14 protein-coding genes and 2 pseudogenes are annotated in these 26,399 nt (G+C 38.4%); 12 read left to right on the forward strand and 4 right to left on the reverse strand.

All coding sequences use genetic code 11. The annotated features are described in order from the left end of the window. The first annotated feature begins 55 nt into the window (after positions 1–55). The 3 genes and pseudogenes from RFX69_RS18115 to RFX69_RS18125 all read left to right on the forward strand — a co-directional run. Positions 56–12,631 carry a hemagglutinin repeat-containing protein gene (locus RFX69_RS18115; RefSeq protein WP_271055770.1) on the forward strand — a complete coding sequence of 4,192 codons (12,576 nt, stop codon included), beginning with the start codon at positions 56–58 and terminating at the stop codon, positions 12,629–12,631. A 452-nt stretch (positions 12,632–13,083) separates the two neighbouring features. After that, positions 13,084–13,358 (forward strand): annotated as a pseudogene (locus RFX69_RS18120) (hypothetical protein); the annotation flags it as partial. Continuing rightward, positions 13,354–13,710: pseudogene (locus tag RFX69_RS18125) on the forward strand (TetR family transcriptional regulator); the annotation flags it as partial. The pseudogenes RFX69_RS18120 and RFX69_RS18125, both read left to right, overlap by 5 nt. A 55-nt stretch (positions 13,711–13,765) precedes the next feature. Here RFX69_RS18125 and RFX69_RS18130 read toward each other — a convergent pair. Both RFX69_RS18130 and RFX69_RS18135 read right to left on the reverse strand, forming a co-directional pair. After that, positions 13,766–14,884, reverse strand: a complete 1,119-nt coding sequence (locus RFX69_RS18130; protein ID WP_289332357.1) for a hypothetical protein — start codon at positions 14,882–14,884, stop codon at positions 13,766–13,768. Between the two features lie 117 nt (positions 14,885–15,001). After that, the gene (locus RFX69_RS18135; protein WP_000802863.1) at positions 15,002–15,919 is read right to left on the reverse strand and encodes a LysR family transcriptional regulator; all 918 of its coding nucleotides are present in this window, start codon (positions 15,917–15,919) and stop codon (positions 15,002–15,004) included. A gap of 97 nt (positions 15,920–16,016) precedes the next feature. Between RFX69_RS18135 and RFX69_RS18140 the strand changes: the two genes are divergently transcribed. The 3 genes from RFX69_RS18140 (at position 16,017) to RFX69_RS18150 (ending at position 20,578) form a co-directional block, all read left to right on the forward strand. Beyond that, a complete protein-coding gene (locus RFX69_RS18140; RefSeq protein WP_289332358.1) occupies positions 16,017–17,399 on the forward strand; it encodes an aspartate aminotransferase family protein in 1,383 nt (460 codons plus the stop codon). Positions 17,400–17,509: 110 nt separating this feature from the next. Next, positions 17,510–19,078, forward strand: a complete 1,569-nt coding sequence (locus RFX69_RS18145; RefSeq protein ID WP_289332359.1) for a CoA-acylating methylmalonate-semialdehyde dehydrogenase — start codon at positions 17,510–17,512, stop codon at positions 19,076–19,078. Between the two features lie 102 nt (positions 19,079–19,180). After that, positions 19,181–20,578: an amino acid permease gene (locus tag RFX69_RS18150; protein ID WP_289332360.1), complete on the forward strand. Its 1,398-nt coding sequence runs from the start codon at positions 19,181–19,183 to the stop codon at positions 20,576–20,578. A 147-nt stretch (positions 20,579–20,725) separates the two neighbouring features. On the opposite strand, the gene RFX69_RS18155 is transcribed toward RFX69_RS18150, so the two are convergent. Then, positions 20,726–20,959, reverse strand: coding sequence for a DUF2171 domain-containing protein (locus tag RFX69_RS18155; RefSeq protein ID WP_001094391.1), 234 nt, complete (start codon positions 20,957–20,959; stop codon positions 20,726–20,728). A gap of 298 nt (positions 20,960–21,257) precedes the next feature. On the opposite strand from RFX69_RS18155, the gene RFX69_RS18160 reads away from it, so the two are divergent. The 6 genes from RFX69_RS18160 (at position 21,258) to RFX69_RS18185 (ending at position 25,513) form a co-directional block, all read left to right on the forward strand. Next, positions 21,258–22,232 (forward strand): acyl-CoA dehydrogenase, encoded by a 975-nt coding sequence (locus RFX69_RS18160; protein ID WP_079282292.1) that lies wholly within the window; start codon positions 21,258–21,260, stop codon positions 22,230–22,232. Further along, on the forward strand, positions 22,220–23,014 hold the full coding sequence (locus tag RFX69_RS18165) for a PIG-L deacetylase family protein (RefSeq protein WP_065725562.1): 795 nt from the start codon (positions 22,220–22,222) through the stop codon (positions 23,012–23,014). The genes RFX69_RS18160 and RFX69_RS18165 overlap by 13 nt, the downstream gene beginning before the upstream one ends. Then, positions 22,989–23,588, forward strand: coding sequence for a bifunctional 2-polyprenyl-6-hydroxyphenol methylase/3-demethylubiquinol 3-O-methyltransferase UbiG (locus RFX69_RS18170; RefSeq protein WP_004746672.1), 600 nt, complete (start codon positions 22,989–22,991; stop codon positions 23,586–23,588). Before RFX69_RS18165 ends, RFX69_RS18170 begins: the two co-directional genes overlap by 26 nt. Next, positions 23,585–24,229, forward strand: coding sequence for a glycosyltransferase family 2 protein (locus RFX69_RS18175; protein WP_000690466.1), 645 nt, complete (start codon positions 23,585–23,587; stop codon positions 24,227–24,229). Before RFX69_RS18170 ends, RFX69_RS18175 begins: the two co-directional genes overlap by 4 nt. A 287-nt stretch (positions 24,230–24,516) precedes the next feature. Further along, on the forward strand, positions 24,517–24,879 hold the full coding sequence (locus RFX69_RS18180; protein WP_000721827.1) for a NirD/YgiW/YdeI family stress tolerance protein: 363 nt from the start codon (positions 24,517–24,519) through the stop codon (positions 24,877–24,879). 163 nt (positions 24,880–25,042) lie between these two features. Then, on the forward strand, positions 25,043–25,513 hold the full coding sequence (locus RFX69_RS18185; RefSeq protein WP_279983387.1) for an AnBLUF65 family BLUF photoreceptors: 471 nt from the start codon (positions 25,043–25,045) through the stop codon (positions 25,511–25,513). On the opposite strand, the gene RFX69_RS18190 is transcribed toward RFX69_RS18185, so the two are convergent. After that, positions 25,510–25,836: a hypothetical protein gene (locus RFX69_RS18190; RefSeq protein ID WP_000469224.1), complete on the reverse strand. Its 327-nt coding sequence runs from the start codon at positions 25,834–25,836 to the stop codon at positions 25,510–25,512. The two genes, RFX69_RS18185 and RFX69_RS18190, sit on opposite strands and share 4 nt — an antisense overlap. Positions 25,837–26,399 lie beyond the last annotated feature (563 nt).

A 26,399-nucleotide genomic window follows, 5' to 3' on the forward strand; every position in this document is an offset into this window, starting at 1 on the left:
CAAAGGTCCTGAACGCAATCAATTGTATTAAAAAAAGATTTAGTGAGATTTTAAAATGAATAAGAACCGTTATCGTATTATTTTTAGTCATGCTCGCGGTATGTTTATTGCTGTTGCTGAGATTGTAAAAAGTAAAACTAAGCAAACCGGGCAAAGTCAGGGAATGATGGAAACAGATTCGGTAACGTCTTCTGTAAGACTTATTCATTATAAAAAACTAAATCCACTTAACTTTGCAGTAATTGGCTGTTTGGGAGCATTGGTGATTAGTTTACCAATGAGCAGTGTGGCTGAAACCCAGATTATTGCAGACAAAGGTGCTCCGACATCACAGCAGCCAACTATTTTAAATAGTGCTAATGGAACAACTCAAGTCAATATTCAGACACCAAGTGCAGGTGGTGTTTCGCGGAATACCTATACGCAGTTTGATGTTGGTCAAGAAGGTGCCATTTTAAATAACTCACGTAATAACACTCAAACCCAGATTGGTGGATGGGTACAAGGCAACCCATGGCTTGCAACAGGTGAAGCCAAAGTTATTTTGAACGAGGTCAATAGCAGTAACCCAAGTCAACTCAAAGGCTATATCGAGGTTGCTGGAAAACAAGCACAAGTTGTGATTGCGAATCCATCTGGTTTGATCTGTGATGGCTGTGGTGTGATTAACGCAGACCGTTTTACTTTAACAACCGGACAAGCGGTAATGAATCAAGGTTATCTTGAATCATTCCGTGTTCGTGAAGGTCAGGTTACGATTGAAGGTAAAGGCTTAAATGGAAGCTTAACACCATATACCGATATTTATGCACGTGCCTTAAAAGTCAATGCTGGCTTGTATGCAAATGAATTGGGCACGGTACTTGGACAAAATGACATTCAAGTCAAAGACCAAGTTACTCCTAAAATTACAGCAACTACAGGGCCTACATCTACACCTCAGCCGAACTTTGCCTTAGATGTGGGCCAGCTTGGTGGAATGTATGCTGGTAAAATCTTTTTGGTAGGGACAGAGCAAGGGTTAGGTGTTCGTAATGCTGGCTCGATTAACAGTACTCAAAGCACCCTTACCCTGAATGCAAAAGGTGATCTGGTCAATAGTGGTAATTTGATTGCAAATAAAGATCAGGTGCAACTTAAAGCTCAAAACATTCAGAATACAGGTAATATCAGTAGCGCAACTTCACAAATTTCAGTTGAGAGTCAAAATCTAAATAACTCTGGTCTAATCAGTAGTGCTGATGAGTTACATCTTCAAAATCAGAATACGATTACCAATAGTGGTACGTTAAATGCTGCCCGAATAGCAATTAACTCTACAAAACTAAAAAATAGCGGTTCTATTGAACAGACTGGTTTACAAGGGCTTGATTTAAAGTCGGGTTCAATGACAAACCTTGGCGGTAAAATCGGAATTGCTAAGAGTAATACTGGTGGCGGTACTGGGGGATCTACAGGTGGAAGTGTTCCGACAGTTCCAACAGATCCATCTAAAGATGGTGGAAGTTTAGGTGTTGTAACTCCAGTAGATACAACTCCAAAAACTTACGATACAGGTTTTATCCATGTGTCAGATGTACTCAATAATGACCAAGGTGCAATTGTTGCCAATGGTGGTGTAGATTTAGATAGCCAAAATGGTTTAGATAATCAAGGTGGTCAGCTTAATTTAGGTGCTATCAATATTAAAGGGAATAGCTTTAATAATGACCAAGGTCAGCTTACTGTTAAAAGTGCCAATATCCAAACCTCAAGTTTTACTAACCAACAAGGCCAGCTTACTTCTAATAGTACTCTTAATATTCAAAGTCAGTCTGCCAATAATAAAAGCGGAAAAATCCAGTCGATTGGACAGCTTGATTTAGCTGTAACTGGTGAGTTGAATAATGTCGATGGACAAATTGCAAGTGGAGCAACTGTCAATGTTACAGCAAGTGATTTGAAGAACCAGTCAGGTGTTGTGTATTCAGAAAACCAAGCTGTAAATATTAAAGTGAATAAAGCGATTGATAATACTGAGGGGCTCATTCAGGCTAAAACCAATTTAAATTTAGATAGCCAATCACTTAATAATACATCAGGACAAATTGTTGCAGATCAAATTAATCAGAAACATGTGACGGTTAATAACAATCAAGGATCTATCGCAGCTCAGCAAAATTTAAACAGTACTGCCCAGCAGTTTGATAATACTCAAGGTCAGATTCACGCTAAATCAATAAAGTTACAGCATGATCAACTTAAAAACACGGGTAGTGTTTATGCTGATCAGGATTTAACAGTTACAGGGCAAAATATTCAGAATGCTGGTACTTTGGGGGCTGGAAAAAATGTCCAGATTACCAGTTCAACTTTAGAACATAGTGTAGGTGGATTGATTGCTGCGGGCCTAGATCGTGAAGGTAAATTAGGTGATGCTGGTGATGTGTCTATTCGTTCAGATCAAGTCGGTTTACATGGGCAAACCTTAGCTGGCGGTAATTTAAAAGTACAAGCGCAAAGCAATATTGATGCGGCAAAAGGTCAATTGCAGGCACAAAATATTGAGCTAGATAGTGTGACAGGCAACATCTCTACGCAGGCTGGAAGCGTAGTTGCCCAGAATCAACTTAAACTGACTAGCCAGAATTTGATTAATAATCAGCAAGGCCTATTGAGTAGTCAGGACCTCATCCTTACAGCAAAACAGCTAGATAATAGTCAAGGTAAAATTCAGCATACGGGCAATAATGAATTTACCCTAGATTTTGTGAACGGTTTAAATAACAAAGCAGGTGAAATTAGCAGTAATGCATCTTCAATTAACCTGAACACGTCTGCTCTGAATAATGAAACTGGAAAGATTATCCATGCAGGGAATCAGCAACTGAATATCACTGCCGATCAATTGCAAGGTGCACAAGGCCAGATTCTCAGTAATGGACAGCTATTATTGAAGGGTGGACAAGTTGTATTAGATGGAGCAACTACTTCGGCGAATCAGATCAATATCTCTGCAGATAGTTTGAGTCATCAAAAAGGTCAAATGGTTCAGAGCGGAACACTAAACCCGCTCACCTTAGCGATTAAAGATCAAATGAATAACCAATTAGGTTTTATTCAGAGCCAATCGGGTTTACAACTAAAAACGACTACTCTTCATAATCAGGGTGGTCAGTTAAGTTCTGCTCTTAATTATGATGTACAACTTGATGTGGCAGGCTTACTCGATAATAGTCAATCAGGCAAAATTTACGCAGGACAGAATGGCGTTATTCAAGCTGGTTCTATTAATAATAGTTTAAATGGGCTCATTTCTGCACAAAATGCATTAACTCTGACCAGCTTGGGAATCATTAATAACCAGTCCGGTAAAATTGTAGCGAATCAAGATGTCACTCTTACTTCTAATGGTGTAGACAATAGCAGTGGCCAAATTGGTAGTAGCCAAGGCATTGTAGCGATCAATGCAGGATCTGGTGTAGTTAATAATACTTCTGGAACTCTACAAGCTGAAAAAGATTTATCTGTAAGTGCTGACCAGATTAATAACCAATCTGGTCTCATGAATAGCCAAAGCTCGCTTGCTTTAATAAGCCGTAAAGATATTAACAGTAAGTCTGGACAAATCATTGCTAAACAAGATGTGACTACACAGAGTCAAGGTCTGGCCAATGATTTAGGACAAATTGGTAGCGTTCAGGGCAATGTCTCATTAGATGCTGGTTTAGGCGATTTGAGTAATCAATCAGGCAAGATACTTGCCGCTCAGGATCTGACTTTAAGCGCTCAAAATTTAGATAATCAGTCTGGTCTTATCTCTGCTCAAAAAAAATTGGCATTAAAAGTTCAGAAATTAAACAACCTTAAAGGTCAAATTCAAAGTGGCGATGCCATAGAAATTACGGGACAAAGTCTGAATAACCAAGGTGGTTCAATTGAGACAAATGCTGATCTTACTTTAAATATCAAAGGTGCATTAGATAACAGTCAGTCAGGCAAATTGACGGGCAACACTACAAAAATTACAGCAGGCTCAATAAATAATAGTAATAAAGGCCAAATTAATGCTACAGATACCTTAACTGTTTTATCGCAACAAGCAATTAATAACCAAACTGGGGTAATGGCCGCGAATCAGAACGTTTCTATTCAAAGTCAGGGCTTGGATAATACGTCGGGGCAAATTGGTAGTGTTCAGGGTTCATTAACCATTGATGCTCAAAAAGAAAAATTATTAAATACTTCGGGTTCGCTTCAAGCAGGAACGAGTCTTAAAATCACGAGTGGTGACTTGAATAATGATTCGGGCACTATTCTTGCGCTTACCGATAATACAATTACAAGCACAGGTGACGTCAGCAATAAAGCTGGAAAAATTGCATCGAATGCTCACACTACAGTTACAACTCAGAATTTAACTAATCAGGCTGGAACGATTCAGTCAGGTAGTGGTTCAGCTTTAGATCTGGTGATTAATGGGGCATTAGATAATAGTCAAGCAGGCCAATTACTAAGTGGTGCGAGTTTAAACCTGCAAGTAAATTCTTTAGATAATAGCCAGCAAGGGCAAATCAGTGCACAAGATGCACTAAATATCATTAGTGCTGGGCTTATCAATAACCAAGCAGGTACTTTGGTTGCAAACCAAAATGTAACTTTGAGCAGTGAAGGTTTAAATAATAATCAGGGGCAGATTGGCAGTATTCAAGGCGGATTAGCTATTGATGCTGGGGATCAGGCTCTCACCAACCAGTCTGGTATATTACAGGCAAAAACTGATTTAACAGGAAAAGCCTTATCGGTAGATAACACAGCTGGACACTTCAGTGCTCAGGGTAAAATTGATTTAACTAGCCAACAAACTATTAATAATACTCAAGGTTCAATTATTGCGGATCAAAACCTCAATATCCATAGTCAAGGCTTGATTAACAATCAAGGGAAGCTGGCAACCCAAGGTAATTTGACACTTCAAGCGGGTACACAAGCGTTACAAAACCAAGCCGGTATTATTCAATCTGGACAAGATATGTCTATGATAGCTGGCTCAATTGATAACTCGTTATCAGGACAGATCAATGCACAAGGTAGTGCAAACTTACAAAGCACAGGTCTCTTGAATAATGAAACAGGTGTTTTGGCAGCGGGACAAGATCTTACACTTAACAGTAATGGTTTAAATAACACAAAAGGTAAAATTGGAAGTGTGAGTGGTGTATTAAATATTAATGCAGGTTCTTCACTTTTAAATAATCAATCCGGATCATTACAGTCGTCTGGCGTAATTGATGTTAAAGCGGGTGGTGTTAATAACCAATTAGGCAAAATTACATCATTAAAAGCAATAAATATAGATAGCCAACGACAAGCATTCAATAACCAACAAGGTACGATCAGCTCAGATCTGGTTTCGATTTCATCTGGTCTATTTAATAATGATCAGGGCCTTGTGCAGGCGAAAACGTCACTTGTGCTTGATACCAACGGGCAGAATCTGGTGAATACCAATAGTGGTATACAAGGTGGATTACTTAGCCAAGGTAATCTCACTTTAAAAAATCTTAGTGCTCTCGATAATACGCAAGGTTACATTGCAAGTGGACAAAATTTAGATTTAAGCGCGAATCAGGTTATTAACAACAAAGGAACCTTGCTTGCAACCCAAAACCTGAAATTACAAGGGACAGGTCAAAAACAACTGCTAAATAACCAGTCTGGACAGATTTTGTCGATGGGGGATATGCAGCTGACCATTGAGCAGATCAATAACCAAGGTAAATTGGTGGCAACAGACCCAGATAGCCATATCATGGCCACAGGGCAGCTAGATCTTGTAACTCAGCAGTTAGATAACCAAAATACCTTTACTGATAGTACGTCTGTTCAAGGTATTGATGCTGGTAATCTAAACTTGAGCGCCCAAACTTTGAATAACAAGTCTGGTGCAATCCGTAGTAACCAAAATGCTGTACTTAAAGTTAATGGACAGTTGAGTAACCAATCTGGTGAAATCAGCGCCGTTAAACAGCTTAATTTACAAGGCGATCAGCTTGTTATTAATAACCAAAAAGGCAAGTTGCTATCAGGCGAAAATTTAAATATTACAGCTCAATCGCTTACGGGTGATGGTCAGATTGCAAGTTTGGGTGACGCGAATATTACGCTGAAAGAAAGCTTTAAGCAGACTCAAGAAGGTCAATTACAGGCAAATAACAATCTGAGTTTAAGTACAACTTCGGATATTACCAACGATGGAAAAATCAATGCAGGCAATATTTTAAAACTAAATGCAGCCAACATAACCAACAATAGTAATGCTCAAATTGAAAGTCACGATACCCAAATTGAAGCACAAGATCAGATTAATAACACCGGGCTGATCAATGGTGATGACACCACACTAAAAGCAAATACTGTAAATAATCAAGGTACAGGTCGTATCTATGGTACAGATCTTGCGATTAGCGCTAACACTTTAAATAACTTGCCAGATATTCAAGGTAAGGCTCCAGTTATTGCTTCACGAGGTGATATGAACCTTGGTGTGGGAGTGTTAAATAATCTGGCAAATACACAAGATTATGCGAGTCAGGCACTTATATTCAGTGCTGCAAATTTATATTTAGGCGGTGCTTTAGATGAGAACCGTAAAGCGACTGGTCAAGCCAGTGTGGTTAACAATGAGAGCGCGACCATTGAATCTTTAGGTAACATGCGCTTATCTGCTGCACAGATTAATAATGTTAATAAGCATTTCATAACCGATGATAATGTTGAAGTATCACGTATAGATGGCTTAGAAAAATTCTGTAATGCTTGGTGTACCTTTGACGGTCAATATGATGGTGGTAACTGGTTTGAAGATTGGATGAGATACACCTATAGTGAAATTACTTATGAAACCAAAGCCATTGAATCTGCTCCGGGTCAAATTAAAGCAGGCGGAAATCTGGATCTAAGTGGTGCACAGGTATTTAATGATAAGAGCCAAATTTTAGCTGGAGGAGAGCTTATTAATTTGGGGGGTGCTATTGTTTCAGATAATAGCATAAAAGGGACTAGAAAGGTTGTAGATCGGGGGACAGTGTATAAACATTGGGAATATGAAGGTGATTGGGAAGGACCTTTTGAAGTTTCAAGTGAAACAACAATTGATGTGCCAATAGGTCAGGTCGCCGATCATTATGAGCTGAACCAAACGAATCAAGATATTACGGCTGTTTCTAAGAGTGCTGGTGATCCAATCACGAATGCACAGATCAAAACAACTCATGTTAATGATTTAACAGCTACATCTAATACAACTTTTGTTGAGCAAGCAGGTGTTGCACAAAATAAAAATTTACAAACAGCAGGTCAAACTTCTGTAAAAACTGATGTTCAAACTTCAGGGCTGAATGGAAACTCATCTAACGTTCAACAAAAAGACAATACCACTCAAATCTCTGTTTTGGACCAATTACAAGGTCAAAAAGCTTCTCAAGTTTCAGGTGTCTCCACCTCAGATCAGGCCACTGCACCAGATCAAGCTGGTACGGGGGAGCAACTCGAAATTCGTACCATTAATAACAACAATATTAAAGTTGCCAATAACGCCTTGTATAGAACAGGAGCTGATAGTAAAGCAGGTTATCTCATTGAGACTGACCCGAACTTTACCAATTACAACCAATGGTTGTCTTCGGACTATATGTTGAATGCTTTAGGCCTTGACCCTGCATTGCAACAAAAACGTCTAGGAGATGGCTTTTATGAGCAGCGTATGGTGCAAGATCAGATAGCTAACTTAACTGGTTATCGCTTCTTGGAGGGTTATGCATCCGATGAGGAACAATATAAAGCCTTGATGAATAATGGGGTGACCTTTGCCAAGCAATATGGTTTGCGTCCGGGTATTGCTTTAAGTGCCGCACAAATTGCGCAATTGACCAGTGATATTGTCTGGTTAGTTGAAAAAGACGTGACGTTACAGGATGGAACGAAAACAAAAGCGCTTGTTCCGCAAGTTTATGTAAAAGCACGTGTGGGGGATTTAAAGGGTGATGGTACTTTACTGACAGGTAATAGCGTTAACTTTAAATTAAATGGTGATTTACTGAATGGTTCAACCATTGCTGGACGAGAAGCTGTTCAAATTACCGCAGATAATATTAATAATCTGAAGGGACGTATTCAGGGGAATACAGTTGATATTACGACTCAAAAAGACCTCAATAATATTGGTGGTCAAATCAGTGCCAAAGATGCAATGGCTGTAAAAGTCGGTGGCAACCTCAAGATTGAGACGACAACCAGAACATCAACCAGTCAGGTCGGTGATTTTAGTGCAAGCACAACCGGTGTAGATCGTGTTGCTGGGCTTTATGTAGGTAGTGGTAATAAGATTCAACCGAACAAGGCAACTTTAATGGTTGATGTTGCCGGAAATACAGTTCTTAAAGCTGCTGAGCTGAATAACAGCAATGGCGCCTCAGTGATCAATACAGTAGGAAATGTTGATATTGGCACAGTACAAACGGGTTATAAACTGAGTACTTACCGTGATATACAGAATCAGACGACCAGCCAGAAAGCCCAAGATGTTGGCAGTCAGCTTAATAGCAATGGCTCATTATTGTTAAATGGGCAAAATATTAAAATACAAGGTTCGGGTTTAAATAGTGTACAGGGTACGGCTCAAATCTCTGCCGTTAATCAATTAGATATTGAGGAAGGTCGTAAGACCAGCCAATTTGATCGACAGTGGTATGAGAAACATAAAGGAACTTTAGGTAGTAAGACCGATACTGGTTTTACTCATGATCAAGCGAGTGAAGCGATAGCAAGTACAATCAGTGGTAAAAAGGTTCTACTCGATGCAAATAATGTCAATATTCGTGGTAGCCAAGTGGTCGCTGATGAGTTGATTCAGATTCAGGCTAAAGAAAATATCAATATTGTGGCTGCGGAAAATCATTATTCCAATCAACAAGAGCAGACTGTCAAGAAATCAGGATTTAAAGCGAGTCTTTCTGATGGTGTGGCAAGTGTAGGTTATGGAAAATCGAGCTTAAATACAAAAGAGGATGGAAAATCTACAACACTTACCCAAAGTATGATTCGTAGTAAAGCGGGTGATACGACCATTATCGCTGGTAAAGATTTGACCACAGAAGCCGCTATTTTAGATGCAGGTAAAGACCTGAACCTTAAAGGTGCCAATGTGAACCTGAATGCGGGCTACACAACTGATGAGCAACATTCAGAAGTTCATAGCAAACAGTCTGGTATTTCGGTTGGCGTGACCTATTCTCCAGCTATGGCTGCTGCAGCTGCTTACAAAAACAGTATGAACAATGGTCAATTCTCTGATAGCGCCGTTGGTCAAGTGATGGCCCAAGGTGAAGCTGCTCGTAAGGCTTCTATGGCGGCGATGACGCCAGTGACCATTCAAGCAGGTAGCAAAAAAACAAATGAGGTGAGTAATACATCCAGCACTCAGGCTGTGATTACCCAAGCTACAGCTAAAGGCAATTTAAATATTATTGCAACAGAAGGAAGTATTAATAGCCAGGGTGCACAACTTTCAGCTGAAGGTGATGCCTTATTGCATGCTAAGGAAAATATTAACCTAAATGTTGCACAGAGCCATTCAGAGCAGACGGTTGATCGTAAACAAAGTGGTTTTAGTATTGATAACCGTGATTGGGCTGCACCTGCCGGAACATTTAAAAACAAAAATCAAGGTGATGGTCGTAGTACACAAACTACGGGAACTCAGCTTTCGGTTGGCGGGAAAACAACCCTGCAAACAGGGCAAGGCGATATTAATGTTGTAGGTAGTTCGGTTGCCTCAAAAGGTGATGTGAATCTCCATGCTGCTCGTGATATCAATATCAAGTCGAGCCAGAACAGCCAAAGCCAAAGTGAGCAGAGTTCAAATAAAGGTATTGGTAGCGCGCAGATTTCAGATACTGAGCAGTTCTATGGCTATATGAGTGGCAAGAGCCAAAGTACAAGTAATAGTGTTGAACAACAACGTAGTCAGGTGGGTAGTTTAGAAGGCAATGTGAATATTCAGGCCGGTCGTCAATATACCCAACAAGTTGCTGATGTTATTGCTGCAAAAGATCTAAATATTAAAGCGCAAGATATTCAGGTTTTAGAAGGCTATAACACGGGAAGTTCATCTGAAAATAGCAAAGACTTAAAAGTTGGACAATTTAGCCGTGTGAGTTCACCTCTTATTGATTTAGTGAATGCAGCGGATAAAGCCACAAAGAGTCAAGCGGATGACCGTACACAAGCATTACAAGCTGTTGCAGCAGGTGCTCAAGGTTACCAAACTTATAGTGATATAAAAGGTGGAGCACTATTTAAAGCTGAATCTGGCATTGGTTTTAGTACCAGTAAAAACCAGCAAAATAGCAGCTATGCCACTTCGCAACAAAACAACCTGAAAGCTGGCGGCAATGTCAACTTAACCAGTACTAATGGAGATATTCACCTTCAAAATACTCAGGTGAAAGCAGAAGATAAGATTAATCTAGATTCTGCAAAAAATATTGTGCTGGAATCTGGCCAAAGCCAAAATAAAGCCGATGGTAAAAATAGCAATGCAGGTTTAAGTGTTGGAGTGGGAGCATCTGTTGGTGCACAAACAGGTGTTTATATTTATGGTGAGGCTGGATTTGGAAAAGGAAGTAACCATTTAGACAGCAATACACATAACCAAACAACACTAGCTGCAAAAAATATCAGTTTAACCAGTAAAGGTGACACCACACTACGAGGAGCGCAGGCAAAAGCAGATCGTATTGATGCAAATGTAGGCGGTCAGCTTAAAGTTGAAAGTTTACAAGACACAGTTGAACAAAATACCAAACAAACTGGAGCAGGCGGTCGCTTACAAGCTTCGCTTGGTTCAGCATGGCAAGCTTCGGGTAATTTTAGTAGCAGTAAGGCTTCGGGCAATTCAAATAGCGTTAATCAGCAGTCTGGTTTATTTGCTGGTGATGGTGGTTACCATGTAAAAGCGGATGGTGTTGACCTAAAAGGTGGAGCCATTGTTTCGATTGCAACTAAAGATAAGAATGATCTGACTACAAACCGTTTAACTTTTAGCAATATCGAAAACCAAAGCGAGTACGATGCGACGAGCGTGAGTTTGTCGGGTGGTACAAGTCTTGGCGGCGGCAAGTCTTCTCCAGAAGATAGTAAAGCACCGAAACCAACCAATAATGATAACTGGCGTAATGCAACCAGCTTTAGCCCAAGCTTACCGCAACATGATTCTGACAAAGACAGCAGTACAACTTATGCGACTTTAAGTGCAGGTAAAATTACGGTAGGTGGTCAGTCGACTACGGTTGAGCAACTCGGTATTCATAGTGATGCCTCTACAGCCAACAGAGCGGTTGAGACTTTACCGAACTTACAAACTATTTTAGATAAGCAAAAGACAGTAGCGGATGCGACTTCTACGATTGCGGCTGCCTCCCGTACTTATGCCCAAGACCAGATCAAGAATGCAACAGCGGAAAAAGAAGCGATTGGGAAACAGATTACCAGTCAATTAAGTTCGGAAGAACAAACCAAACTGGAAGAGATGACTGCAGCTGAGAAGGATGCATATTTAGCGCAATACGGTGTTTATGATGCAGCGCTTGCCAAAGAAAAAGCAGTAACCCAGCAATGGGGTATGGGCGGAGACAAGAGCCGTGCTTTAAATGCGGTAACTACAGCAATTACGGGTGCCCTTGGTGGACAAACCGATTTACAAGTTGCTGCAAATACCTTAGCCCCTTATGCAGCCAATATGATTGGAGAGAAGTTTGGACATGGAGAGGACAAGAACAAGGCAGCACAATTAGCAAGTCATGCGATATTGGGTGCAACGCTAGCTTACTTAAATGGAGGTAATCCGGCAGCAGGCGGTAGTGCCACGGTTGCGAGTGAGGCAGCGGCAGATTACTTTGCGAATCAATACAACGATGGCAAAACAGCGATTAATCCAGAAACAGGTAAGTTTGATGCAAATTTATTACCAGAGAACATCAAATCAGGTATTAGAGATTTAACAGCAGCGATTGGCGCAGTTGTAGGTGGCACAGTCGGGGATTCAGCATCGAATGCACAGTTGGCAGGTGTGATTGGGCAGAATGCTGTTGAGAATAATGAATTTTCGATAGTGACAGAAGCAAGCAACAAGCAAGCAGGGAAGACTATTGCTAAAATGCGTGCAGAATGTCAAGCAAAAGGTATTAATCCAAATTCAGGTGCATGTGGGCAATATCATGATATGAAACTAAGAAAAGATATTTCTGACACCTCAGGGACTTTGAGTGATATCTCTACTGCAGCGGGTCTTTATCCAACACCAGCCTCTCCTTATTTACTAGGAGCTGGTACTTTATTAGGTACAGCTAGTACATTACTAGATGATGAAAAATCTATATATCAAAAGGGAGCAGAAATTGGACTTTCTTCAGTAGCTGGGGCCGCTGCAAGTAAAGTTGTTAGTGGTGTAAAAACATTAGATGGGGACAGGTTATATTCTGAGACAGTAGAAAAGATTTTTAGTGAAGCATCAGGTAAAGTTGCAGAAAAGGTGCCTGGAGGAGTTATAAGTTGTGAAAAAAATCCTAAACAAATTGGGTGCGGAAAATGATTAAAGATATATTGCTGAATTATATTATGGGCAAATATAGAAGGATAATTGTTATAATTTGTGCCTGTATCGGTCTTTTAATTATTGGTCGCTTAATTATATTAGATAATTTTATATTTGGTGAGAAGTTTTTTGCTTTAGTTTTATCTTATTTAGCCTTCATTGTTGCAATATATAATGGATCACCAGTTGGATTTCCTGCAGTAAATACGGATTCTAATGATTTTGATATTGGTATGAGAGTCATATTCATAATATTGACTCTATCAATATTCATATATATATCATATTCAATATTTTAATCATAAAAATATGAGTTTTTAAGTGGCAGATAATTTTGATGACTTCTTAAATTTACTTGATAAATGATCAAAAATAAGTTGATAGAGCTATTGTTAAACAATAGCTCTTTTTTATGTTTATTATATATTTGGTGATTGATTATAGAACGAGATAAAAGCCGAACCTTGAATGCAGTGACTATGGATGTCACAGGCGTACTTGGCGGTCTAATACACTTGCCCCTTATGCAGCCAATATGATTGGAGAGAAGTTTGGTCATGGAGAGGACAAGAACAAGGCAGCACAATTAGCAAGTCATGCGATATTAGGTACAACGCTAGCTTACTTAAATGGAGGTAATCCGGCAGCGGGTGGTAGTACAGCAGTTGCAAGTGAAGCGGCAGCAGATTACTTCGCAAATCAATACAACGATGGCAAAACCGCAAGTGGTCGCAATGATTGAGTATGACTTAAGCACTCCCGCAATCGATAAACTCAAAAAGCTTTATGACTTACATACCGATGTAGAAGGGCCGTATTACTTATTATTTAAAGCCATTTTCGAGATTAAAAATAGCTATCCCCACGCTTATCAAACCGCGGTGCGCTATAGAACATGGCTGATCGATGAAATTTATAGTTAGCTTAGATTGCTTAAAACCGATGTATCTTTTACCGATGCCAAACTATTTTTATATATGGTGGAGGGCACAATTATTCAGTGTTTAGACAAGAACGATGCGCATGAAGGAAATAACGCATTAGATTACTTTTTATTACAAGTATGTCAGGATTAGGTAAATATCCCAAATTACATTAAGAAAGTACTTTGGGATATACAGCTTTTAAATTTTACTTATAGTAAGCTTGAATTTGGGCAGTAATAAAGTCATAACTAGCTTTATTGTATAAAGCAAATTCACCTTTTGTATGATAGTTAGGAATAAAATTACTTGGTGCGCCATAGGTTTCAGAGATAACATTGCCTTTAACTTGCCATTCACCATCGTAAATTTTACCATTCATTTCAATGGCTGGATCTTTACCATTCTCAAAAATTGGGTTACCTGCACTATCTCCAAAATAAGTCACTTTATAGCCAGCAACAGTATCAAATTTATAATTAAAATTCGGATAAAGTTTTTGTTGCCATTCAGCTAGAGTTTTGAAATCAGTGAGTGAGCTATCAAATAAATAAAATTCTGTATTGTTATAAATAACAGACTTTGGGACATAAACAAAAGAGCCACTTGGGAAAGTTGCATTACTATTTACTAAATTTGCAAAGGCTGTTTGATTATCTTTAAGAATACGAGAAAATTGATCACTAATATAAATATAGTCTGAATCTTTTGGTATTGAATTTATGATATTAGGAGGGAAAATATCAGCTACTTTTTTACCAGAAATATTAATTTTCTCATAATCGAAACTAACATTATCTGAATTTAAGCTACAACTATCATTAAATTGAGCAGTCGTAATTTGTGAACCTTGTGAGGTAACAATATAGCCCTCAGGCCAACCATTATTTTGCTTTTGATAAGTCTTTTTAGTGAAAAGGCCAAAAGAGTTAAGGTCATAAGTTTGTACAATATCTTCAGCTAAACTACTTTCAATTTCGTCAGCGGTTACATTATAAATTGCTTTTGGTGATGAATATATCATCTGCCCATTTCTTTGAAATTCATCTGCATACAATTGTCTTATAGTAGTGAAGCTATTGCCTGTAGGTATTTGCTTATAATTGTATGTAAGGGAATATAAGGGCTCATCAAAAATTGTATTTGTTGAAAGTGTAGAGTTGAGTAGAATCCCTCGATTACACTTTAGAGTATTGGTTTCTTGTGGAGATTGTTCTTTAGCTTGGGATGATAGATTCTCCGTATTATTAGTGCTTGAACTACCTCCTCCACATCCAGTTAATATAATAAATAAAAGAGAGGCTGTTAAATTTGAAATTTTTTTCATGAATAAACCTTATGTTGTTATCTCTAATGTAAAATAAAAATTATATATTTTTATTACTAAAAATAGGAGATTAAATTATACTAATAAATATAAATTCTACTGAAATATTTGGTACCATTAATTGTTAGCTATTCGCTTCTCAAGCATTTCCATAAAGGTTTTTAAAATATTATTGTGATTTTTACCCTTATGAGTAATTAAGCATATAGGGGTGCTGTAGTGCATTTTGTCTTTTAAAACAGGCTGCATAACACCGTCTTCAACCCATTTTTTTGCATAGTGGTCGGGTAAAAAGCCTAAAAATTTTCCGGTTAAAATGAGAAAGGCAATACCTTCGCGGTCACTTGCGGTCGCTTTACAGTCTAAAAGCTGATGTAACTTGGCTGCTTCCGAGGTAATGGCATAATTAGGAAGAATGGCTTGCCATTTTTTTAATTCATTTAAATGAATGTTGCTACATTGGTTAAATAAAGGATGATTTTTGCCACAATATAAAAATGAACTTTCACTATATAAATCAAAATAGTCTAAACCAGACAAAGGTGTAACAAGGGGGATAACACCTGCGTGCAAACGGTTATCAAGTACACGGCATTCAATATCTGAAAGGGTGCTCATACTGATATTAATAATAACCTCGGCATGTTCCTCGGCAAGTTGTGTCAAGGTGTTGGTGATATAGCCTCTAGGCATAGTCACAAGGTTGTTAATAATGCCGATATTAAATTCACCCTTAAGACGGTTATGCATTTGATTGACTTTAGAACGGAAATCTTCAATGGCTGCCGTAAGCACTTCGATATATTCTAAAATTTCCCGACCTTCATCGGTCAGGGCAAAGCCGGCACGGCCACGTTGGCACAGCCGAATGCCCAGACGATTTTCTAAATCACTCATATGCAAACTAATTGCAGAGCGGCTAATACCTAAAATACTTTCGGCAGATGTAAAGCTATGACAGTCGCAAACCGTTTTAAATATTTTGAGAAGTTTTATATCAAAATCAGTAACTTGATTTAATTTTTTAGGTTTCATTTAGTTTTGTTTTTTTAAATCTAAACTCAAGATAATTTGAATTTATCAAACTTATCGCGCTATGTACACTCAAACCATAATTTGAAAATAAACAGGAATGGTTATGTTTGATACGGATAAATTCAGCGACTCTGAACATACTTTGGATGCGGTTCAAACCAATAATAATATGCATATAAATTATCAGGCACACTGGATGCCTTTTTCAGCAAACCGAAACTTTGCTAAAGACCCACGTATGATTGTGGGTGCCAAAGGATTGTACCTAATTGATGATTCGGGCCGTGAAATATTCGATTCACTTTCAGGTTTATGGACGTGTGGTGCAGGTCATACCTTGCCCGAAATTCAACAAGCGGTAAATGTTCAGTTAGGTCAGCTCGATTACTCACCGGCTTTCCAATTTGGTCATCCGCTTTCTTTTAAGCTGGCAGATAAAATTGTTCAGCATATGCCTGAAAAACTACAACACGTTTTCTTTACCAACTCAGGTTCGGAGTCGGCAGATACGTCTATAAAAATGGCACGTGCCTATTGGCGCATTAAAGGTAAACCAAGTAAAACTAAATTGATTGGTCGCGCCCGTGGCTATCATGGTGTGAACGTTGCGGGGACAAGTTTAGGTGGGATTGGCGGCAACCGTAAAATGTTTGGTCAACTGATGGATGTAGACCATTTACCGCATACCTTGCAGCCCAATTTAACTTTTACCAAAGGCTGTGCAGAAACAGGCGGGGTAGAACTTGCTAATGAAATGCTTAAGTTAATTGAGCTACATGATGCTTCAAATATTGCAGCCGTCATTGTGGAGCCTATTTCGGGTTCTGCGGGTTGTATTGTGCCGCCAACAGGCTATTTACAACGTTTAAGAGAAATCTGTGATGAGCATGACATCTTGTTAATTTTTGATGAGGTGATTACAGGTTTTGGGCGTTTAGGAACGTGGACGGCGGCAGAATATTTTGGGGTAACACCAGATATTTTGAATTTTGCGAAACAGGTGACCAATGGTGCCATTCCTTTAGGTGGAGTGGTGGCAAGCCATGAAATTTACTCTGCCTTTATGCAGCAAGACTTACCAGAGCATGCCATTGAATTTACTCACGGCTATACCTATTCGGCACATCCGGTTGCTTGTGCTGCCGCTTTAGCTGCGCTTGAAGTTTTAGAAAAGAAAAACCTGTTGGCTCAATCGGCAGCATTGGCACCAAGTTTTGAAAAAATGCTGCATGGTTTAAAAGGCGCACCGTATATTTTAGATATTCGCAACTGTGGCTTGATTGGTGCTTTGCAGTTAGCTCCACGTGATGGTGATGCCACCATTCGAGGCTTTGAGCTTGGTATGAAACTCTGGAAAGAAGGTTTTTATGTCCGCTTTGGAGGCGACACGCTTCAGTTCGGTCCAATGTTTAACAGTACAGAAGCAGATATTGACCGCTTAATGAATGCTGTGGGCGATGCGCTTTATCAAGTGAATTAAGCTTTATTAGGTATTTTACCGAGGTCTGTAATATCAACAGACCCATCTTCAAAATCTAAATGAAAAATACAGTTTGATCTGAAAACTAATTGTAGTAAGGAGTAACAACAATGACAAATGGCCTAGAAGATTTTAGCTATGACGAAGTTTCAACTGAAAATAGTACGCATAGTGAACAAGCCAAAAAAGTGCTAGGGCATTTCATTCAAGGAAGAATTGTATCTAAAACGGCAAGAAAACAGCCGGTTTACAATCCTGCGACGGGTGAAATTAGTAAAGAAGTCGAAATTGCAAATCCTCAAACGGTAAATGAAGCAGTTCAGGCAGCCGAGCAAGCATTTCCTGCATGGCGTGATACACCAGTCATTAAACGTGCACGTGTCATGTTTAAGTTCAAACAATTATTAGAGCAAAATGCCGAAAAGATTTGCGCTTTGATTGGGCAAGAGCACGGTAAAATTTCTCATGATGCTCAAGGTGAATTGCAACGTGGTATTGAAAATGTTGAATATGCTTGCGGCGCACCGGAGCTTTTAAAAGGGGAATATTCAAAAAATGTCGGACCAGATATCGACTCATGGAGTGAGTTCCAACCGCTAGGTGTTGTGGCTGGAATTACACCATTTAACTTCCCAGCTATGGTGGCGTTGTGGATGTTCCCAATGGCACTGGTTTGCGGTAACTGCTTTATTTTAAAACCTTCTGAAAAAGCACCTTCTGTGGTTTTATACCTTGCAGAATTATTAAAACAGGCAGGTTTACCTGACGGCGTGTTTAATGTGGTGAATGGTGACAAAGAGGCGGTAGATGCCTTATTGCATCATCCTCGTATTCAGGCAGTCAGCTTTGTGGGTTCAACACCAATTGCTGAATATATTTACCGTACCGCAACATCAACAGGTAAACGTTGCCAAGCATTAGGCGGTGCAAAAAATCATGCGATTATTATGCCTGATGCCGATATTGATAACGTGGTAACTTCATTGTTAGGTGCAGCTTTTGGCTCTTCTGGCGAACGTTGTATGGCACTTTCGGTTGCGGTTGCCATTGGCGATGAAGTTGCCGATGTTGTGATTGATAAGCTGACTCAAGAAATGAAAAAATTGAAGTTCGGCCACTATGCAGATGCAAGCAACGACTTTGGGCCACTTATTACCCAAGCACATAAAGACAAAGTGCAGGCTTATATTCAAAGCGCAGAGCAGCAAGGCGCAAAAATTGTGGTCGATGGCCGCGATGCAAAACCGGCAGGCTATGAAAAAGGTTTCTTTGTTGGACCAACTTTAATTGATCAAGTCACACCAAACATGACCAGTTACCAACAAGAAATTTTTGGTCCTGTGTTGCAAGTTATGCGTGTAAATACCATGCAAGAAGCGATGCAACTCATTAATGACCATGAATATGGTAACGGTACTTGTATCTATACCCGTGACGGTGAAGCAGCACGCTATTTTAGCAGTCACATTCAAGTCGGTATGGTGGGGATTAACGTGCCTTTACCAGTTCCTGTTGCTTATCATAGCTTTGGTGGCTGGAAACGTTCGTTATTTGGTGATTTACATGCGTATGGTCCAGATGGTGTCCGTTTCTACACACGCCGTAAAACCATTACACAGCGCTGGCCTTCGGCTCAAGTCCGTGAAGCAAAACAGTTCTCAATGCCAACTTTAAATTAATTTTTATTATCAGGGAAAACAGCAGTTTTCCCTTTTTTCATGACTGTAGGATTTTGAAATGTAATAGATTGTTTTTATGGATATATTTTTAAGGAATGAAATATGAATAATGATAGAACAAAAAAATTAGGCGAAGGACTTTCAAATCGCCATATCACAATGATTAGTATTGGCGGTGTTATTGGTGCTGGTTTATTTGTTGGTTCATCTTCTGCAATTGCCAAAGCAGGCCCCGCAGTGATTCTTGCATACCTGATTACCAGCATTATGGTTTTTCTGGTGATGCGCATGTTAGGTGAAATGGCCGTTTTAGAGCCGGACACCGGTTCATTTTCTACCTATGCCCGTAAAGCCATTGGCCCGTGGGCAGGCTTTACCATTGGTTGGTTATATTGGTGGTTTTGGGTACTTGCGATTCCGGTAGAAGCCATCGCAGGTGCTGAAATTTTACATTCGTGGTTTCCGAGCGTTTCGGTTTCTATCTATGCATTTTGCTTTATTGTGTTCTTAAGCTTAGCCAACTTTTTTAGTACCAAAAGTTTTGGTGAGTTTAAGTTCTGGTTTTCTTTGGTCAAAGTGGTAGCCATTATTGGTTTCATTATTATTGGTATTTTGGCAATTTCAGGTATTTGGCCTTTAGCTAAAAATGTCAGTGGTGTTGCCAATTTATACAACAACGCTGGTTTTATGCCGCACGGTATGGGAGGAATTTTATCTGCCATTTTAATTACGGCATTTTCATTCTTTGGGGTGGAAATTGTTTCGATTGCCGCAGCAGAGTCATCTAACCCTAAACAAAAAATTAGACGTGCCACCAATTTGGTGTTGTACCGTATTATTCTTTTCTTCGTGGTCTCAATGTTTATTGCTGTTTCACTTGTCGATTGGCGTTCACCGGACTTACAAAAGTACGGGACATTCCAATACGTTTTAATGAGCTTAAACGTACCGGGCACTAAACTTATTATTGATACGGTCGTGTTTATCGCCGTGGCGGGCTGTATGAATGCGGCAATTTATACGTCTTCTCGTATGTTATTTCGTTTGGGAACACGTAATGAAGCACCACAGGCAGTCACTAAAGTGAACTATGCCGGTGTACCGGCAATTGCGGTGTTTTCCTCAACTTTTATTGGTTTAGTGTGCTGTGTCATTAACTATGTATTTCCTGGAAAAGTCTTTGGCTTATTGCTCTCAAGCACAGGGTCAATTGCTTTACTCGTGTACTTGGTTATTGCGTTTTCGCAACTACGTTTAAGACATAAGCTAGAAGCGGCTGGAGCGGAAATTCCATTTAAAATGTGGTTATTCCCATGGCTGACTTGGTTTGTGATTATCATTATTTTAAGTGTATTGGCTTATATGTTCTTCTCACCAGCCTATAGTTATGAAACGACTCTATCTTTAGGTGTAACCTTAGGTGTGGTGGTTTGCGGTTTGTTTGTGACCCGAAAGCGTAAAGCAACCCGTTCGGTTGCGATCAATCAGAGTAATTTATAAAATATTAAATTAATTTTTAATGATACAAATAAAAAGCTCCTTAATAAAAAGGAGCTTTTTACTTTTTTAATTCTAATTATTTTATTTTAATTGTAGATGGGTTTTTATAATAATATAAAGAGTTAAAAGCTAACTGAGCAAAGATGTTTAAATCGCTTGCCAGTTTTCTTTAACTTCTTCTGAGTTTTTATTTAAAATGACTTGATCTTCTTTTACCTCCCCAATCCAAGAAGTAGGGATAAGATGATGTTGATCATTTTCATCTTTGGTGAGTTTTAACTGATTTTCACCTTCTAGATGATCGACAGTTCCTACTTTGGTGCCACAAGAAGCAATAACGTCTGCATGTTTTTTAATATCATTAATATTTAAAGTATTCATCTTTGACCTCTTCTTTGGAAATAGAAAAACGGTAGAAACTAAATTACTGGATAAAACGGCAGAAATCCTTAATTTTTAATAAACCTTACATGATTATTTTATAATTTCACTTAAGCGATATATTTAGGTAACAATGAAATAAAAAGAAATATTCATTGAATAAAGTTATAGAAAATATCTTTTTATTACATTTTATATCTTTAATTAAACAGAATTATTTCGATATGTTTAAGTGAATACTTTTGAATAATTATTTGTAATGAATATTAAAATATCTATAAATATGACAATCTTGAGTATGTTGAATGAATTTGAACATGCTCAGGCCGAAAACAAAAGTCAGCTCCGCCAAGATTTACTCTACCAATTGGTAAGTTTATCTAAAAGTTTGCCTTATCCAGCTTCAGGTCATACCTATCAGCGATGGCAATTGTTTGCTCAAATTGCAGGGTATGATCTAAGTCTCGCTAAATTATTTGAGTCACATCATGATGCTTTAAGTATTCTAAATGAATTGGGCTATCAAGACGAAATCGATGACCAAACTTGGGCGGTATGGGCAGCAGATGGCGGACCGGCACCTGTACAGGTCCAGAACAATCACTGTAATGGCATAAAAACTTGGTGCTCAGGTGCAGAGTTTATTCAAAAAGCTCTCATGAGTTATAAGGACAAAGAAGGCCAAGCACAGCTTTGTATCGTTGATTTGGCTCATCCCTCTGTTCATGTTGACTTGAGCCACTGGCAAGCAGTCGGTATGCAGGGAACCCAAACAGCTCAAGTGCATTTTGACAATACTCCTGTTATTCCTATCGGACTGCCAAATTGCTATTTGGAGCGTCCGGGTTTTTGGCATGGTGCTGCTGGTGTTGCGGCTTGTTGGTATGGTGCCGCGGTACGCTTGGTTAGCTTCTTACATAAAAGTTGCACCCTTAACCCAAACGCATTTAAAAAAATGTATTTAGGGGAGTTGGCTCAACAGCTCTCTGTAACCAAACAGTATTTTCAATATATTGCCAAGCTCATTGATGATGAGCCTGCGCTCAGCCATGAGCGTGAAATCCGTATATTACGTGCCCAAACAGAACAATGCTGCCAGAGTGTTATTCAACTCGTTGGTAAAGCTTTGGGCGCGCGTCCTTATTGTGAAGAGCCTACATTTTCACAGCTCATCGCTGATTTACCAGTATTTATCCGACAGAGCCATGCGGCTTTTGATTATGAGTCTATTGCTGAGCTCTGTTTACCGGAGAAAAGCTTATGGGAACTTTGAAGCATCCCTTAGTAGAGGACCGTATGATTTCAGGTGAAGGCACACCCGAATTCATGTGGCTTGAGGCATTTAAAAAAAATCCTTTAGATCGGCTGAATTTAAAGTTGTTTCAGTCTAAAAGAGTGGTGATTGTTGCTCCGCATCCTGATGACGAAGTGCTGGGTTGTGGCGGCTTAATGCAGCAGCTAGTTGAGCAAAACTGTCATATTGTCATTTTGGCAGTCAGTAATGGAACACAAAGCCATCCTCATTCAGTGAAATATACCCCTGACCAATTGAACGATTTACGTCCGCAAGAAACACTGGCTGCTTTAAATACTTTAGGTATTTCAGCTTTTTCTGAACGGATTGGTTTAAATCTAATGGATGGTCAAATTCATTTACAGACTGATCAATTGAATCAGGCGCTTAGCCAAATAGTTCAGCCCGAAGATATTTTAATTTGTAGCTATGCACTTGATGGCCATCCAGATCATGAGGCGGTCGGGAAAACAGTACAAGCTTTTGCTGAAGTGCGGGATTTACTATGTTTGCACGTATTGATTTGGGCATGGCATTGGGCAGAGCCTTTTGACACACGAATTAACTGGTCCAAAGCAAAAGCTTATGCCTTAACTGAAAACCAGTTAATTAAAAAACATCAGGCGGTTATGCAATTTAAAACACAACTTGAAGCCGATGAGAGCACAGGAAATTCCGCCGTTTTATCCTCAAGTGCGATTAGCCGTCTTTTAATGCCTTATGAGGTATATCTGAGTGATTCATTCTCGTGTGTATTTTGAAGAGTTGTATCGTAGTAATAATGACCCGTGGGGCTATGACTATCACTGGTATGAAGCCCGTAAAAGACAAATCTGCCTTGCATTATTAACACGACCACACTATGAAAAAGTTTTAGAAATTGGTTGTTCAAATGGGCATTTAAGTGTTTATCTGGCTCAGCGCGCTGCTCATATGTTATGTATTGATGTGTCGAAGCAAGCCGTTCAGCTCGCATCCCAACGGTTAGAAGCATTTGAACATGTGACTGTTGAAAATAGAAAAATACCTGAAGATTTTTATGAACAAAAATTTGACCTGATTGTAATTAGCGAAGTGGCGTACTACCTCACATTCGATGAGTTAGGTGAGTTTATTGAACAGTTAAAGCAGGCCTTAAACCCGGAAGGGGAAATTTTGTGTTGCCATTGGCGACATGATATTCAGGATTTTGAATTGAATGCCCAAAAAGTCCATCAAAGCTTTCAACAATCTTTTCCATTTCATCACTATTTAAGTCTGAACGATCCGGACTTTATGGTCGATGTTTGGACGGTTAATCCTTCATCAATAGCTCAGCGAGAACAATTACGATGAAAATAGGTGTTGTAGTTCCAGCGCATAATGAAGAGCAACATTTGCCAGCCTGTTTGCAATCAATTCAGGAGGCGATTGAAAAAGTACCGGATGAACAAGTCGAGGTTATGGTCGTACTTGATAGTTGTACGGATCAGTCGCGCTCAATTGTACAGCGCTACGAAGTAAGCTGGATTGAATGCAATTATGCATGTGTCGGAAAAGCACGGGACTTAGGTATCCGCCAACTTATTCAAAACGGCGCAACTTGGCTGGCCTGTACCGATGCTGATAGTGTGGTCAGCCCTGACTGGTTACGCTGCCAGATTTTGCATCAACCTACAGATGCAATTTGTGGCATTGTGACTTTAGATGACCTTAGCCGTTTATCGGTTATGAAACAAAAAAAATATTTATCGCATTATCAGGATTGTATGGATCATCACCATATTCATGGCGCAAATTTAAGTTTTAGTGCTGCTGCTTATATGCAAGTAGGCGGTTTTGAACCTGTTCCTTGCCATGAAGATGTTTCACTCATTCAAAAACTGATAAGGCAGTGCTGTAATATTACATGGAGCAATTTAGTTCGGGTAACTACCAGTAGTCGACTCGAAGGAAGAGCGCCGGAAGGCTTATCAAAATTTTTAGAAAATCTTTAATTAAACTTATTTTCTTAAGATTATTTTAATAATTAAAATATATTCTAAACTCAGATCCTCTGTTATACATAGTGTTTTAGTGTTCATTGAGCTATACCTTTTTGCCACATCACCCGATGTGGTTTTTTTTTCATTATGACCATACAAACATCTAGGCCAATGAAAAGACCTTCTCAACAATAGTGCTGTATATCTGACACGATGACACAAAAAATCACAAAAGCTAAAACTCATAGTTTTTATAAATTGTTTAGATAGCTATAGATAAAATAACGAGGAGAACATTCATGAAAAAAATATTATTTACCACACTCACTGGACTTGTTTTATTAACTAGTAGTGCAGCATTTGCAAGAACAGATCCCGCTTTACTTAATCAAGCAGCAAAAAATGTAGTCACTGTTTCAAAAGCTAAAACTTTAGCTGATGAAACAGGGGTAACCTTAACTGGTACTATCGTTAAGCATATTGCTGGCGACCATTATGAATTTAAAGACAAAACAGGTTCAATCGTGATTGATGTCGATGATGATTTGGCAAATGGTTGGCAGTTAAAGGTTGGAGATAAAGTGCGTATTGTAGGTGAGGTTGATACCCACCGCGTTAAACCGACTGAAATTGAAGTATTACAAATTGAACGTGTTAAATAATTTTTCATTTTAAATAAAAAGCTCGAACTAGATTCGGGCTTTTTTATTGAAATAAGCAAGCTTATAAATTTTTTATAATAATGAAATATAAAGTATTTTAAATAAAGGTATGTTAAGTTGAAAATTCCATTAATAATGAAATTTTATATTTCACGGAAGTCTTATGAACGTTCGCCTGTGTTATGCCAGCCAACGAAATGAAAAAAATGAAGATTTGCTACAAGATTTACGTGATATTCTGACAGAAGCTCGTGATTTCAACGATTTAAACGGGATTTGTGGGGTGCTTTATTATGCCGATAATGCATTTTTTCAATGTCTAGAAGGCGAACAAGAGGTCGTTGAAAGATTATTTGAAAAAATTCAAAAAGATCAAAGGCATTATAATATTAAATGGTTATGCACATACTCCATTGATAAACACTCTTTTCAGCGTTGGTCAATGAAATACGTGCAGCGTAATACAAATATTGAAGCTTTCTTTCTTAACATGGGAGAGAATACCTTTAACCCGCTTTTGCTGAATCAGCAAAACCTCAAATTTTTCTTAAATGAACTCTTAATTGCAGAGCAAACTAAGATGAATATGGTTAAAAAAGTTGGAATGGTGAATCGGGGAGTAAACCCGTTCTAGCTATTAGATGCGATACCGATATGGATGTGTTTGAGTTTAGGTACGATTTGTGTCATGACTAAATAGACAATTACTGAAATCGACAGCATCCATATCACTTCTAAACTTTGACTAATCACAAACATTGCCCAGTAAAAAAAGCTAAAAAGGGCAATACACAGTCCGCTTCCTTTGTAGTACCAAGTAATAAATATTCCAAAGAGCGCTGAAGAAATGATGAGATTTAGTGTCTGATTCATTCCTAGATAGTTAAAAAGAATAATTAGTAAGCATAAAGCTAACATTGATAGTAAATATACAAATATATTTTTTGCAATAAACATTCTTTATATCCTATCTGAAGTTTTAAAAAGTAATCTTTCCTCTGTTTCCAGAGGAAAGATAGTACATATTCATTTTTTGAGATTCTTTTTCTATTATTGAGACTTTTTATATTAATAAAGATGACTTTATCATTTTCTCCAGATCTCTTTATTAATATTCAGCTTTCTATTTAATAGTAAAGAGTGCTTATATGTACTGAAATTAATTATAGGAAAAACAATCAATTATGTTGTAAGTTTTGGCTTACATAATTGTGAGACATTGCCTACATTTGTATAAAAAATAACCTAATTTTACAAAGTTGTATGAATAAAAATTTATATTTTACATATGTTTATTTAAAATTATTGTTGGGATGGTCTTTACATAAATAACAAAAAGTAACATCAGATATTCAATTATTATTTTTAAATAAAATTTGATGAATTAAAAATATTATTATTAAAAAGTTAATTAATATGAGTTTTTATAATTTGTATGATGGGAAGTAATAATTTGAACTTATAAATTTAAAATATGTTTGTTAAAAATAGATTTCCTTATCTATTTTGATTAGATTTTG

It is taken from the genome of Acinetobacter sp. 148 (genome assembly GCF_031196675.1).
GTDB classification, from domain to species: domain Bacteria; phylum Pseudomonadota; class Gammaproteobacteria; order Pseudomonadales; family Moraxellaceae; genus Acinetobacter; species Acinetobacter baumannii.